This window comes from Mesorhizobium sp. B2-3-4 (genome assembly GCF_006442315.1).
Classification (GTDB): domain Bacteria; phylum Pseudomonadota; class Alphaproteobacteria; order Rhizobiales; family Rhizobiaceae; genus Mesorhizobium.
Window position 1 is genome coordinate 87,990 of sequence record NZ_VFVY01000020.1, and the last position, 13,319, is coordinate 101,308.

Consider the following 13,319-nt stretch of genomic DNA (forward strand, 5'->3'; position numbering starts at 1 on the left):
TGCCGTCAGGCGTTGATCCGGCCCGCGACCTCGATCTTCGGATTGCGGAACCCCATGCCGATCCAGGCACCGAGAAGCTTGGCGTAGAAGGCCACCGTGTGGGTCTTGAGATTGGGGATGTCGTCCGGCAGCCCGGACCGGTCGGCGAGGTCGCCGGTCATCGTCCGAAGCTCCGCCTTCGGCCGCGTCGCGGCGGGCCACAGCTGAAGATAGAGGCTCAGCCAGTGCGCGCCCTTCAGCTCCAGGAAGACGGGCGTGTTGCAGCAGGTGGCGACGACGCGGCGCGTGCCGGCGTCCGCCGACAGCCTGAATTCACTCAAATGCTGCGCGCCCGACAGGATCCGCACCCGGTCCTTGCGATATTCCGCGCAAGGCGTCGCGCTGTAGGAGGTCAGCACGTCCCTGGCGCCGGGAAGCCTTGCCAAGCGGCCGGCGGCGGCGCGGCAGCTGTTGCACAGGCATTCCGACACCAGGATCGGCGCTCCCCTCACCTCCAGGCGCGTGCGCCCACAGGCGCATCCGATTTCGCAGCTCGCGCTCATTGTGTCTCCTCCTCCGTGACATGAAACAGGTGCCTGATGTAGCGGTCCAGATGGTCGAGGCTCTCGCGCGCGAGTTGCGGATCGTTGCCCGCCTTGGCCAGCACGAATGCGCCCTGCAGCACGGCCTGCGTGTGCCGCGCCAGGCTTGCCGCCGTCCAGTCGCCTGATATACCGCGATCCCGCCGCGCGGTCTCGATATCGGCCTCGAGCGTCGCCGCATGGCCGAAAATGCTGCGGCCGCAGGCGTCGCGAATGGCCGGTGCGCTGGCGTAGACCTCCTGCGCCATCGTGCCGACCAGGCAGGTGAAGGCGGCAAGGTCGCCGGTGACGATCGCCTTGCGGAAGGCGACATAGGCGAGAACGCGCCGCAGCGCATCGGCCGGCTCGTGATAGGGCGCCGCCGCGAAAAATTGTGTCGTCGTCTCGGTCCAGAACTCGGCCACGGCCACGCCAAGCGCGTCCTTGCTGCCGAAATGATGGAAGAACGCTCCCTTGGTGACATCGGCCGCCCCGCAGATATCGTCGACCGAGGTGGCGGCGAACCCCTTGGCACGGATGACGTCGCGCGCCGCCTCGAGGAGCCGGATGCGCGCGCCGCCGCGTTCGGGCGAATGTTTGGTGGGTCTTGCCATAAAGAATACATACCATACGGTTGGTATGTGTCAAGGTCGGAGTTGCTGCCCCCTCGTCCGCCATTTGAGCACGTTGCGGGAAACCGACGATGTGCGCCGGATTACCGGTCAGTGCGGCGGGAAAATCCGGCCTCTCTTGCCAGCACCAGATCCGCCTCGTCGAGGACGTAGCGCACATAGCGGTAGTCGCGAATGAAGCTGATCCGCCCCTCGCGCCACTCCAGCCACATGAAATGATTGGGCTTCGGATCGGCCCGGTCCTCGAACACCGCTATCACCTCGCGGCCCTCGACCCAGGCCGGTCGGAGCCACACACCGTCACTCCTGGCATAGATCGTGAAGAACATGCCGACATCGCCGGCACCCGAGCGCGGCGGGTGCATGGACTGCTGAAGCTTCACATCGTCGGCCAGCAGCGCCCGCAGGCCGTCCCAGTCGCGCTGGTTGAACAGACTGACGTATCGGACCACGGCGGCCGAGGCGATGCGCGCGTCGGGCAGCGGACTGGCCTCGGCATTGATGTGCCTGAGCCGGGCGCGGCCGCGCGCGAGATGCCCCTTCACCGCGTCGACCGTGATGCCGAGCAGCGCGGCAATCTCGGCCAGCGGTTCGTCCAGCACATCCCGGAGGATGACCACGCTGCGCTGAGGCACCGGAAGTTCCGCGAAGCGCGACACGGCGGTTTGCACGGCTTGCCTGCGCATCAGCATCTCCACCGGGTCGGGCTTGGTGTCGTCGGCAATTTCAAACGCCGCCTCGATCGGCTCCGCGGCGCGGATCGCGCGGCTGCGCAACAGGTCGAGCGCCCGGTTGTGGGCGATGCGGAACAACCAGGGCCTGAGCTGCGGCACCTCGTTCAACTCGTCGAGCGCCACGAAGGCCCGCGCGAACGTGTCCTGCACGACGTCCTCGCCGTCGATGACCGATCCCATCAGACGGGCGCAATAGCGGTGCAGTTCCGGCCGCAGCGCGGCGGCAAGGGCAAGCAACCCTTCCTGCCGGTCGCGCTCCACGGCTGCCTCTCCCGCTTTCAAGGTCCGGCACCCTCCATGATCGTCACGCCCGCGTCGCCATTGAGGCCGAAGACGACGCCGTCCGCATAATGCGGATCCTCGAGCAGCGAAACGACCCTGTCGCCGAACGCGCGGGGCGGCATCGGCGCGCCGAAGCGGGTGACGAATTCTTCCGGTGTGATGCCCATCGAGCCGGCATAGGCGCCCGCCGCCGCATCGCCGACCCCGGTGCCGAGGATCATCTGGCGGGGCAGGATTGCCTGGAAGCGTATGTCGAGGCCCTTCTCCCGCGCCACGCCATTGGCGTATTTGGCCATGAACCACAGCATCCGCTTGGCGCCGCCATAGCCGCCCGACATTTGCGACCCGGTGACGGCGGCACCGCTCGACCCGACCAGCACCCGGCTGCCCGGCCCGAGCGGCAGGTTCAGCGCCGCCTGCAGCCAATAGAGTGCCGCCTTGACGTCGGTCTCCCAAGCGATGGAGAAATCCTCCCATTTCAACTGGTCCAGCCGCCCCATGCGAGGCGTCGCACCGGCGTTGAGCACCAGTATGTCGGGACGCATCTCGCCAAGAATGCGATAGGCCGCGTCCTCATCCGTGACGTCGGCCGAAATCGCGGCAACCCCGAGCCGAGCCCCAACCGCCTCCAGCGCCTCGGCGCCCCGGGCGACGACGGTCACCTCGGCGCCCTTCTCGACCAGCGCTTCGACCAGACCGAGGCCAAGCCCACGGCTGCCGCCGGTCACCACGATTTTCCTGTCCTTGAGACTCATTGGACCCTGCTCCAGTGTTTGACTGTAGCTAAGACGTTCGAGGGCCGGGAAAAGAGTCGGCGCATGCGCAAGATTTGGCGTCCTGCTCCAGGCAATGTGTTCACCATCGATGAACATGCGGCGCGTGAAACGTTGAACTCGGCATGGACGCACTCTACAACCGATACGAGTTGGGGTGGCTGCAACCGAGGCCCGCTGAATGATCGAAGGCCTTGTCGACCGGATCTATGAAGCGGCATTCGTTCCGGAGATCTGGCCGGACGTTTTCGACAGGTTGAGCGATCTGTCCAATTCAGCCGGTGGCGGCCTTGGCCTGTTCGATGAGCGGCTGGAGCCAACGTTGATTGCCTCGGAGCTGATCCAGCCGGTGCTGGAAGGCATTGCCGCGGAAGGCGGGTTCAAAACGAGCAGCGTCACATCGCTTTTGATGACGCTTCCGCCACCGCCCGCCTTCGTCTACGACGCCGACTATTTCCCGAGTGAGGCGCTGGAGGCCAATCGAACGCGGCTTGACCGCACGCGACCCATGGGCATTGGAGGCGAGATAGGGACGTTCATACCGCTGCCGACCGGCGAGCTCCTGTTGTTCGTGATGGAGCGGTGGCTGACCAACGACCGTCCCTCCAGGGAGGAGTTGGACCGGCTCAATCTGATGCGGCCGCATTTGGCGCGCTCGGGATTGATCGGCGCACGTCTGAGGCTGGAACGCGCGCGGGCCGCGACGGAAGCGCTGACGACCATCGGTCTGCCCGCCGCGGTGATGACGAGCAAGGGACGTGTTTTGTCCAGCAACCGATTGCTCGAAGCCCTCCCCCAGGTATTCGTGCCGACCGCCTTCGATGGACTTGCCATTGCCGATGCCGAGGCAAACAGGCTGTTCCAACAGACGACCACCTATGGAACGGATGTCGAAATGCCTGTCCGATCCATTCCCATACCGCCGGGCGAAGACCGTGACGCCATGATTGTCCACATCATTCCGCTTCGCCGTCTGGCGCACGAACTTTTTTCAGGCGCCGACATGCTCATCGCGGCCACTGCGCTCAATCCGACAAATCTCGTGCCGTCGCCCACCGTCCTGACGGGCCTTTTCGACCTCACGCCCGCCGAGGCGCGATTGGCGGCTGCGTTGAGCGCGGGGGACAATCTCAAGGCTGTAGCGGCACGTACCAACATCACATACAGCACGGCCCGCACCTATCTCGAACGCATATTCGCCAAGACGGGCACCCACCATCAGGCACAACTTGTGGCGCTCCTCAAGGGCGCGCAGGCTCCTGTCAACCCATCGAAGGGCAACTGACCAGCCTCCTTGACGGGAGACAAGCACGCACCCTAAGGCCGAGCTGAGGCGCATGGCGGGCCATGTGGCTTTGCGCCATGGCTGCCGGCCGGCGGCTTCGAGGCCGTGCCCAGTGGACGGTCCGCCGCACATGTGCTCCATGGACTGGTGACGAAGCGGTGGGGACGAAGTGAAGCGCGTTTTTCGATTGTTGGCCGCGGCGGTCATGGTGTCGGCGGTGGCGGGTTGCACCAGCGTTTCCTACTACGCGCAATCGCTGGAGGGCCATGTCCGGATCATGGCCGCGCGCCAGGACGTCGCAAGACTGATCGAGGCCCCTTCGACGCCGCGGGCGTTGCGCGCCAAGCTGACCTCGGCGAGCGCCATAAGACGGTTCGCGACGGATGAACTGGCACTGCCCGACAACAGCAGCTACCGCAGCTATGTCGACATCCACCGGGATGCGGTGACCTGGGCCGTCTTTGCCGCCCCGCAATTCTCGCTCGCGCCGAAGACATGGTGTTTTCCGGTTTTCGGCTGCGTTCCATACAGGGGATATTTCGACCGGAAATCCGCGGCGGAAAGTGCTGTCGCACTGCATCGACAGGGGTGGGACGTCTATGTCAGCGGCGTCACCGCCTATTCCACGCTGGGCTGGACCAGCGACCCACTGCTCTCGACCATGCTGCGCCAGGACGACACCTATCTTGCGAGCCTCATCTTTCATGAACTGGCGCATCAGCGCCTCTATGTGAACGGCGATTCCGCGTTCAACGAGGCTTTCGCGGTCGCCGTCGAAACCAGCGGCACGCGAAAATGGCTCCGCGCCGCCGGCGACCGCGCCGGATTGCGCCGCTACGAAGCCGATCGCGGGCGCAGCACCGATTTTCTCGCACTGGTGTCGAAAACGCGGGTAGAACTGGCGCAGGTCTATGGAAGCCCCCGCGCCCCGGAAAAGATGGCGGCCGCCAAGGAAGCCGCGATCGACAGGATGCGGACGCGTTATCGGCAGATGCGCGACAAACGCTGGGCCGGATACAAGGGATACGATGCCTGGTTCGATGCTCCGATCAACAACGCCAAGCTCGCCGCGACGTCCGTCTACGGCGAACAGGTTCCGGCGTTCCTTCGCTTGTTCGAGCTCTGCTCCAGCAATTATCCGAGGTTCTACGCTTCCGTTCGACGCATCGCCGATCTGCCGCAACCCGCCCGCGCCGAAGCGCTGAAGGCCGCGACCAGCTGTGATTGACTTGCGGGGGCACGGCGATCCTTTGGCGTGCTCCGATGATCCAAGCCTGGTTCGCCAGGACTAACGTTTTATGTCCGCGCCGAGCACGAAACGTTCGCAGCGCTCGCCGTCGGCGTCGTCGATGAAGCTCTCGACATGCCTGAAGCCGAGCTTCGCCAGAATCCGCAGCGACGCAACGTTGCGCGCCGCCGCCTCGGCGCTCACCTGTTGGAGCGCCAGGGTCTCGAAGGCGTAGCGGACCACTTCACGCGCGGCCTCGCTGCCCAGTCCCTGCCCCCAATGCGCGCGCCCCAGCACAAAGCCCAGGGCGGCCGTCCTGGCCTCGGTCGCGCCGAAGGACAGGGTGATCGTGCCGATCGCGTCCGCCACGCCTGCCTGGTCTATCGACCATTTGACCGCCTTGCCTTCGGCGAACCGCTGACGTGAAAGGGCGAGCCATCGCGCGCCATCGCTGATGTCGTCGGGAACCCGATCGCCGGCCAGGGAGGCGGCTTCGACATCGCTCGCACGGGCAAACCATGCCGGGATATCCTCTTCGCCCGGCGCCCGGAGCACGAGCCTTGCGGTGGTGAGCCTGGGAACTGTCATCTCCGGCGAACTCGGCCGTTCATTCCTCACCGTTCGCAGCCTGCGCCAGCGCGTTCAGCAACTGGCTCGTATTGTCGATCGAGAACTGAACGCGCTCGCTCGCCCAGACCGTTTCGGAATAGGAGATCGGCGTGCCCTTCATGTCCACGTCCACCTTTCTCGTCAGCACGATCGGCTGCGTCTCGGGCTGCGCCAGCCGCCGCGCCTCTTCCCTGGTCGGCAGCCGCACGATGATGTCGGTGCGCAAGCGGATATAATCGGCGACGCCGTACTCGGCGAGGATGGCGCTGACATTGCGGCCGTTGCGCCTGGCCTTGTCGAAACCGGGGAAACTTCGGACCGGATAATAGGCATGACAAAAGTCGATCGGTTCCTGGTCGGCCAGACCAAGCCGCACGATGTGATAGACGGGCTCGCCCGGCGGCAGCCTCAGCGCCTCGCTCACCCGGCGCGGCGCCGCGATCGCTTCCTCCTCGATAGCCTGCCCTAGCGGCTCACGGCCTTGCTCCAACAGGTTCTGCGAATAGCGCGTCCGCTCCGACAGGCGATAATCGATGCGGGCATCCCTGACGAACGTGCCCTTGCCCTGTTCGACTTGGACGAGGCCGCGATCCTGCAGCTGCTGCATCGCCCGCCGGACCGAATGCCGGCCGACGCCGAAACGCGCCATCAGCTCCGTTTCCCTGGGCAGCCGGCTGTCGCCGACGAAACGGCCGGCGGCGATGTCAGCGGCGAGTTCCTCCTCGACCTGCTGCCACTGGCCGTGCGCGATCTTGCCCTGCATTCACATCACCCCTGGCGACAGCCCGTTCTCTGCCGCAATATCATTCGAATGAATCATAGCTGTCGCGGACAGGATTGGCAACGCACGCCCCGCATCCTCACATGCGCGGCATTCCTCGGGTGGCGGCATGACAGATCGATCTGTCCGCCCTACACATGATTGTCATCAAACCGGGGTATCCGGGTCATTCGAAAATAAACATTCGAATGATATGCCTTGAAACCGCCTGGCCGGTATCCGATCCGGAACGCGGGCTCTTTTGGAGACGACCATGGATGGACAAATGGACAGCGCTGCCCGCCACCGGGACGGGTCGATGGAGAGCCGGGATATCTGGCTGAGTGAATTCGAGATTGTCCTGCGCGACCGTGTCATCGCCAATGGCGCCGTCAGGATCGAAAACGGCCGGATCGCCGAGATCCGCGACCAGCCCGTCGAGAATGCCGACGTCATCGGTGGCGGTCGCCTGCTGCTGCCTGGTTTCATCGACATGCATGGCGACATGGTGGAGCGGGAAGTGGAGCCGCGCACCGGCGTTCACGTGCCGATGGAAATCGGCATCGCCGAACTCGACAAAAGACTGGCCTCCTGCGGCGTGACGACAGCCTATGCCGCGCTCTCCTTCATCGGCACCAGCGCCACGGCCGCCCTGCTGCGTTCGGAGGAGCACACATCCGCCATCATCGAGACCATGGCCGGGCTGAAGGACGACCTTCTCGTCGACCACCGCATCCATGCCCGCTTCGAGGTGACGTTCACCGCGGCCGTCGGCGTGCTGGAGAGGCTGATGGATGCCGGCAAGCTGCACCTGGTTTCGCTGATGGATCACACGCCGGGTCAGGGACAGTATCGCGACGTCGAACTGTATATCGCCCGCCTGGCCAAGGAGCGCGGCATGTCCGTTGCCGATGTCTCCGAGATCGTCGGCAAGCGCATGGCCGACCGCATCGGCCATGGCGGCGTGCTCGGCACGCTGCAGAGCCTGTCGGCGCTCGCCCGCGCCCGTGGCGTCGTGCTTGCCTCCCATGATGACGACACGCTGGAAAAGGTGGAATTCGTCCACGGCCTGGGAGCCGTGCTCAGCGAATTCCCGGTGACCCTGGAAGCGGCCCGGGAAGCCCGCCGGCTGGGCATGTATACGGCCATGGGCGCGCCCAACGCGCTGCGCGGCCAGTCCTATTCGGGCAATCTTTCCGCGCGCCAGGCCTATGAGGCCGGGCTGCTCGACATGCTGGCCAGCGACTATCACCCGGCCTCGATCCTGCCTGCCATACTCGGCCTGGCGCAGTCGGGCGAAGGCGGCCTGGCGGCGGCGGCGGCACTGGCGAGCGCCAATCCGGCCAGGGCATTGGGCCTCACGGACCGGGGCGCCATCGAGCTTGGCCTGCTGGCCGACCTTGTCGTCGCCGATCGCCAGCCCGTGGCGCGCGTGCGCGCCACCTTCCGTGCCGGGCGCATGATCTATGGCGACGGCACGCTTGTGCCGGCGCGCAAGGCGTAGCAGCCGAAGGAAGCCGTAGCCGACCGGCATCCAGCCGGGCAAGTGCAATCCCGGAAAAGCGTGAAGCGGCTTCCCGCGAAAAGCGCACGGTGCTTGACCACGCAATTGCGCGAGACAGGAAGGCAGAGCGGTTCATTCTCCCGTAGCGGTGGACCGTCCTAAAGGTCGAGCGCCACCATCATCCCGCGCACCTCCGCCATTTCCAGCAGCAAATCCTGCAGGCTGTCGATGGTCAGCGCGGCTCCCGTCATCGCCAACAATTCCGTGACACTCTCCCTCATCGAAATGACGGCAACCCCGGTCTTTTCGGACAGTAGCCGGGCGATGGCCGCGCGAACAAGCGTGTTCTGGTCAGGCATGATTCCCCTTTCATGCGATGGTAACGGCACCATTTTCTGTCGTGACATTGCACCTTTCCGCAACTTATGCGAGCGTTCAGCTATGCTTGCAAGTCATCTTGTTGATGGTCGTCTTGATAAGAGCCGCTCAGCGGCAAGAGCGACGGTATCCCGCTGTCGCCATGCTCCATGGCGGCGAGCAGGGCCAGCGGCACTTCGTGTCGATAAAGACCGATTAAAGTCCTGCCTCCCACCGTTACCGGCAATTCGGTGAATCTGTCGAAAATGGAATACGTGCCTGTCGGCTCGTTCAGGATCTCGAAACGGTCCAATAGCAACCCTCACCTTCCCCCAGGGAGCCCCTTCCCCTAGGGAGCCTTGTAACGCACGCGCCCATCAGAGGTTGCATAAAAAATCGTTTTTTTCAGATCATGGGCGGTCAAATTGAATGACATGCCGCAAGAATCGCGGCGCACAATTTTAAATCTTGACGCGTGTCAATTTTTTCTGAAACATGCGGAAATGCTGACACGGCATCAAGTCAGCGCTCTGGGAGGAGCAATGCCTGACACGCAAGGGACTTGAGCCGGGGTCGCTGCCCCGGCCGGTCCGTTCAATGCAAGCATCGGGGTTGCTTGCATGCTGTCGGATATCGCCTCGCGGAAAACCATGCCGGCAACCAAGGATTTCGGAGGAGGAAGACAATGCGCGTGTTCAATAGCCTGGCGATTGGCGCCGGCCTGCTTGCAACGACGATGATGGCGCCTGCCCATGCCGAGGACGCACCGAAGGTCGCGGCCATCGTCAAGGGTCTCGACAACCCGTTCTTCCAGACCATGCAGAAGGGCATCGAGGAACAGGCCCAGGCCGACGGCGTCGACGTCACCGTGCAGGCCGCCGCCAATATGGGCGACGCCACCGGCCAGGCCGACCGGCTGACCGCCATGGCGCTGCAGGATTTCGACTGCTACCTGGTCAACCCGATCAGCGTTTCCAATCTGGTTCAGGCGCTGGTGCCGGTGGCGCAGAAGAAGAAGCCGATCATCAACATCGATTCGACCATCGACGCCGAGCAGGCCAAGGCCGCCGGCTTCACCGTCTCCACCTATATCGGCACCGACAACGTCGCCGCCGGTGCCCTGGCCGGCGAGGAAATGCTGAAGCTGGTGCCGAAGGGCTCCAAGGTCGCATTGGTCGCTGGCATTGTCGGCGACGTCGGCTCCAACGCCCGCATCAAGGGCTTCAAGCAGGCCGTCGAAGGCAAGCTCGAGGTCGTCGTGATGGTGAGTGCCGACTGGGATCGCGAAAAGGCGCTGACGGCGGCCACGGACATTCTGGCGGCGCATCCGGATCTGGCCGGCTTCTTCGCCGCCAACGACATCATGGCGCTCGGCGTCGAGCGCGCCGTGCAGACTTCCAGCAAGGACGTCAAGGTGATCGGCCTCGACGGCATCGTCGACGCGCTGAAATCGGTCGCCGCGGGCGAGCTTTCCGCAACCGTCGCCCAATATCCTTACGTCGTCGGCGCCATGGGCGTCGAGGCTTGCAAGGTGGCGGTCAAGGGCAAGGAACTGCCGGCCTATGTGCCGGCGCCCGTGCTCCTGATCAACAAGGACAATGCCGAGGCCTCGCTGAAGAACTTCCCGCGCCCCGGCGGCGACTACCCCGATCCGTTGCGTGAGATACTGAAGTGAGCAATTCCACCGAAAACGCGCCCGCCGCCCATTCGGCTGGCGCGGCGGAGGAGAGCCGCCCCTCCCTGTCGGCTCTCCTCCTTGATCCTTCCTTCTGGGCCGACTGGGCATCCGTCGTCGGCCTGGTCGGCCTCGTCATCATCTTCGGCATCGCCCAGCCGGTCTTCCTCAGCGTCGCCAATCTGCAGGCGCTGCTCTTGGCATCCGCGATCCTGGTCGTGCTGTCGATCGGTCAGACCTTCGTCGTGGCGACATCAGGCATCGACCTGTCGCTGGCGGCGGCCGTCATGCTCGGCGCCATCATTCTCGGCCTCGTCAACGCCGCCGGCTACGGCATTGTCCTCGCCTGCGTGCTTGCACTGCTTGCCACCAGCGCCGTCGGCTTCCTCAATGGCCTCATCATCACCGTCGGGAAAATTCCCGACTTCGTGGTGACGCTCGGCACGCTGTCGGCCATAACGGGGCTTGGCCTCATCCTGTCGGGCGGCGAACCGACCATGGTCGGCTCTACCTTCCTTTTGAAACTCGCCTCGGGCTCGTTCGGTCCGTTCGGCTATCCGGTCTGGGTGGCGATCGCGGCCGTCGTCGCGGCCCATGTCGTGCTCTACCACACGCGCTTCGGCGTTCATCTGCTCGCCACCGGCGGCCAGGCCGAAAGCGCCGGCGCGCTCGGCATCCGCACCGGCCGCGTCAAGATCGCCGCCTACACCATCTCGGGTTTCTGCGCCGGTATCGCCGCCATCCTTTTGGTGGCGCGCATCGGTTCGGCTGAACCCCTGATCAACACCAGCCTGCTGCTCAATTCCGTGGCGGCCGTGGTGCTTGGCGGCGTCAGCCTTTTCGGCGGCCGCGCCTCGATCCTGGGCCCGGCCATCGGCGCACTGATGCTGACCGCCCTCGTCAACGGGCTGACGCTGCTCAGCGTCTCGGCCTTCTACCAACCGCTCGCCGTGGGCGCCATCGTGGTGCTGGCGGCGCTGATCATGCGGTACCAGAAATGAGCGTCGTCCTCCCCTTTCCCGCCTCCGATGCAATCATCGCCTGCCAGGGCATGAGCAAGCATTTTGGCGGCGTGCGCGCCTTCACCGATGTCGCCTTCCAGGCGCGCCGCGGCGAGGTCACCGCCGTCATCGGCGACAATGGCGCCGGCAAGTCGACGCTGATCCGCTGCCTGGTCGGCGTGCATGTGCCCGATACCGGCTCGATCGTGTTCGACGGCCGCGAGCAGCCCTTCTCCAACCCCGACGGCGCCCGCAAGGCCGGCATCGAGACCGTGCACCAGAACCTGGCGCTCATCGACGAACTGACGGTGGCGCAGAACCTGTTCCTCAACCGCGAGATCGTGCGCCGCATCGGCCCGTTCGCCTTCCTCGACCGCAAGGCGATGAAGCGCGAAGCGCGCTCGATGCTGTCGCGCCTGTCGATCAACGTGCCGTCGATCAACCAGCGCGTGCGCCGCCTGTCTGGCGGCCAGCGGCAGGCGATCTCGATCTGCCGCGCCGTCGGCTCCGGCGCCAAGCTGGTGGTGATGGACGAACCGACGGCGGCACTCGGCGTGCAGGAGACCGCCAATGTCGAGGCGCTGATCCGGCGCCTGCGCGAACAATCGGTCTCGGTCATCCTGGTCAGCCACAATTTCGATCAGGTGCGCCGCCTGTCCGACCAGATCTGGGTGATGCGGGCCGGCAAGATGGCGGCGACCGTGCGCGCCGCCGAAACCTCGGGCAACGAACTGGTCGCGCTGGTCACCGGCGCGGCGTGATCTCCATCAAATCCACGTCTGGCCGCCGGCACGGCCGGCACCGAGCATGAAATCGGAAGGAGTTTTTCGAGTGAACCCACTTCGTGTCGGACTTGTCGGTCTTGGAGAGGTCGCGCAGTCGATCCATCTGCCTGTCCTGGCCGACCAGCGCGACCGCTGGTCGATCGCGGGCGTGTACGACGTCTCGCCAAGCCTGGTCTCGCTGGCCACCTCCCAATACGCACCCGCGAAAGCTTACCAAACCGCCGAGGCGCTGATCGAATCACCCGACATCGACGTGGCCTTCGTGCTCTCGTCCGACGACACCCACAGCCGCTTCGTGCGCGCCGCCATGCGGGCCGGCAAACACATCCTGCTGGAAAAGCCGGCTTGTCTCACGGTGCGCGAGATAGATGAGCTGCTGGCGCTGATGCCGGCCTATAATAAAACCCTTTTCGTCGGTTACATGCGTCGCTACGCGCCGGCCTATCTCGCGGCCAGGGATGAGCTGCCAGCGCATGCCGACATCACCCATGTCCGCATCTTCGATCTGATCTCGGAGGGCCGGCATTTCCTCAAGAAGAGCCAGAATGTCCTCTATCCCGGCGACATCGACCCTGCCCTGCTGGCGCGCGGCGCCAGGGAGCGCGATGCGCTGATCCGCGAAGTGGTCGGCGCCGATGCGCCGGCGGACCTGGTGCGCGCCTATCGCGGGCTGACGGCGCTGTCCTCGCACCACATCTCGGCAATGCGCGGGCTTATTGGCGAGCCCAAGGGCGTGGTCTCAGCGCACCGCACCAATGGCGGCGCCAACACCTCGATCACCTTCGACTACGGCCACTTCGCTTGCCTGTACGACGCGGTGGTCGACGATCTCGGCCTGTTCGACGCCATGATCGAGGTGCGCTCCAACACCAGGCGCGTGCGCATCATCTACGACACGCCCTATATCAGAAGCCTGCCGACGCGGCTGGAGGTGACCGAGGCCGGCCCGCTCGGCCCGGTGACGAAGAGCTTCGGCCCGCTCTATGGCGACGCCTTCTCCAACGAACTGGAAACCTTCCACCGCCATATCCAGGAAGGCACCAGGCCACTGACCGACCTCGCCGACTCCCGCCGCGACCTGGCGCTGATGGCCGGGATCATCGAGAAGATGAAGCAGAGCGGGCGGCGCTGAAG

General features: G+C 65.0%; 15 protein-coding genes. 7 read left to right on the forward strand and 8 right to left on the reverse strand.

Translation table 11 applies throughout. The annotated features are described in order from the left end of the window. Positions 1-5: 5 nt before the first annotated feature. From FJ967_RS25805 to FJ967_RS25820, 4 genes are all read right to left on the reverse strand, one after another. Positions 6-542 (reverse strand): DUF6151 family protein, encoded by a 537-nt coding sequence (locus FJ967_RS25805; protein WP_140735099.1) that lies wholly within the window; start codon positions 540-542, stop codon positions 6-8. Further along, entirely contained in the window at positions 539-1,174 is a 636-nt protein-coding gene (locus tag FJ967_RS25810; protein ID WP_140735101.1) for a TetR/AcrR family transcriptional regulator, read from the reverse strand. Before FJ967_RS25810 ends, FJ967_RS25805 begins: the two co-directional genes overlap by 4 nt. 101 nt (positions 1,175-1,275) lie before the next feature. Continuing rightward, on the reverse strand, positions 1,276-2,187 hold the full coding sequence (locus FJ967_RS25815) for a sigma-70 family RNA polymerase sigma factor (RefSeq protein WP_246675386.1): 912 nt from the start codon (positions 2,185-2,187) through the stop codon (positions 1,276-1,278). 17 nt (positions 2,188-2,204) lie between these two features. Next, on the reverse strand, positions 2,205-2,963 hold the full coding sequence (locus FJ967_RS25820; RefSeq protein WP_140735105.1) for an SDR family oxidoreductase: 759 nt from the start codon (positions 2,961-2,963) through the stop codon (positions 2,205-2,207). Positions 2,964-3,162: 199 nt separating this feature from the next. On the opposite strand from FJ967_RS25820, the gene FJ967_RS25825 reads away from it, so the two are divergent. Further along, positions 3,163-4,266 (forward strand): helix-turn-helix transcriptional regulator, encoded by a 1,104-nt coding sequence (locus FJ967_RS25825; protein WP_140735107.1) that lies wholly within the window; start codon positions 3,163-3,165, stop codon positions 4,264-4,266. A 169-nt stretch (positions 4,267-4,435) separates the two neighbouring features. Next, a complete protein-coding gene (locus FJ967_RS25830) occupies positions 4,436-5,494 on the forward strand; it encodes an aminopeptidase (protein WP_246675387.1) in 1,059 nt (352 codons plus the stop codon). A 60-nt stretch (positions 5,495-5,554) separates the two neighbouring features. Here FJ967_RS25830 and FJ967_RS25835 read toward each other — a convergent pair whose 3' ends face one another. Together FJ967_RS25835 and phnF are read right to left on the reverse strand one after the other, a co-directional pair. After that, a complete protein-coding gene (locus tag FJ967_RS25835; RefSeq protein ID WP_246675388.1) occupies positions 5,555-6,082 on the reverse strand; it encodes a GNAT family N-acetyltransferase in 528 nt (175 codons plus the stop codon). A gap of 19 nt (positions 6,083-6,101) precedes the next feature. Beyond that, complete coding sequence (gene phnF / locus FJ967_RS25840) at positions 6,102-6,866, reverse strand: phosphonate metabolism transcriptional regulator PhnF (protein ID WP_140735109.1); 765 nt, start codon at positions 6,864-6,866, stop codon at positions 6,102-6,104. A gap of 331 nt (positions 6,867-7,197) precedes the next feature. Between phnF and FJ967_RS25845 the strand changes: the two genes are divergently transcribed. Next, positions 7,198-8,367, forward strand: coding sequence for an alpha-D-ribose 1-methylphosphonate 5-triphosphate diphosphatase (locus tag FJ967_RS25845; RefSeq protein WP_140735207.1), 1,170 nt, complete (start codon positions 7,198-7,200; stop codon positions 8,365-8,367). Between the two features lie 158 nt (positions 8,368-8,525). Here the strand turns inward: FJ967_RS25845 and FJ967_RS25850 are convergent, their stop codons facing one another. Further along, a complete protein-coding gene (locus FJ967_RS25850) occupies positions 8,526-8,726 on the reverse strand; it encodes a hypothetical protein (protein WP_140735111.1) in 201 nt (66 codons plus the stop codon). An 80-nt stretch (positions 8,727-8,806) separates the two neighbouring features. Then, positions 8,807-9,037, reverse strand: a complete 231-nt coding sequence (locus tag FJ967_RS25855; protein WP_140735113.1) for a hypothetical protein — start codon at positions 9,035-9,037, stop codon at positions 8,807-8,809. A gap of 372 nt (positions 9,038-9,409) precedes the next feature. Between FJ967_RS25855 and FJ967_RS25860 the strand changes: the two genes are divergently transcribed. From FJ967_RS25860 to FJ967_RS25875, 4 genes are all read left to right on the forward strand, one after another. Continuing rightward, entirely contained in the window at positions 9,410-10,399 is a 990-nt protein-coding gene (locus FJ967_RS25860) for a substrate-binding domain-containing protein (RefSeq protein ID WP_140735114.1), read from the forward strand. Then, entirely contained in the window at positions 10,396-11,400 is a 1,005-nt protein-coding gene (locus FJ967_RS25865) for an ABC transporter permease (RefSeq protein ID WP_140735116.1), read from the forward strand. Before FJ967_RS25860 ends, FJ967_RS25865 begins: the two co-directional genes overlap by 4 nt. Continuing rightward, entirely contained in the window at positions 11,397-12,161 is a 765-nt protein-coding gene (locus FJ967_RS25870; protein WP_140735118.1) for an ATP-binding cassette domain-containing protein, read from the forward strand. Before FJ967_RS25865 ends, FJ967_RS25870 begins: the two co-directional genes overlap by 4 nt. Positions 12,162-12,231: 70 nt before the next feature. Continuing rightward, positions 12,232-13,317 carry a Gfo/Idh/MocA family oxidoreductase gene (locus tag FJ967_RS25875; RefSeq protein WP_140735120.1) on the forward strand — a complete coding sequence of 362 codons (1,086 nt, stop codon included), beginning with the start codon at positions 12,232-12,234 and terminating at the stop codon, positions 13,315-13,317. Positions 13,318-13,319: the final 2 nt, after the last annotated feature.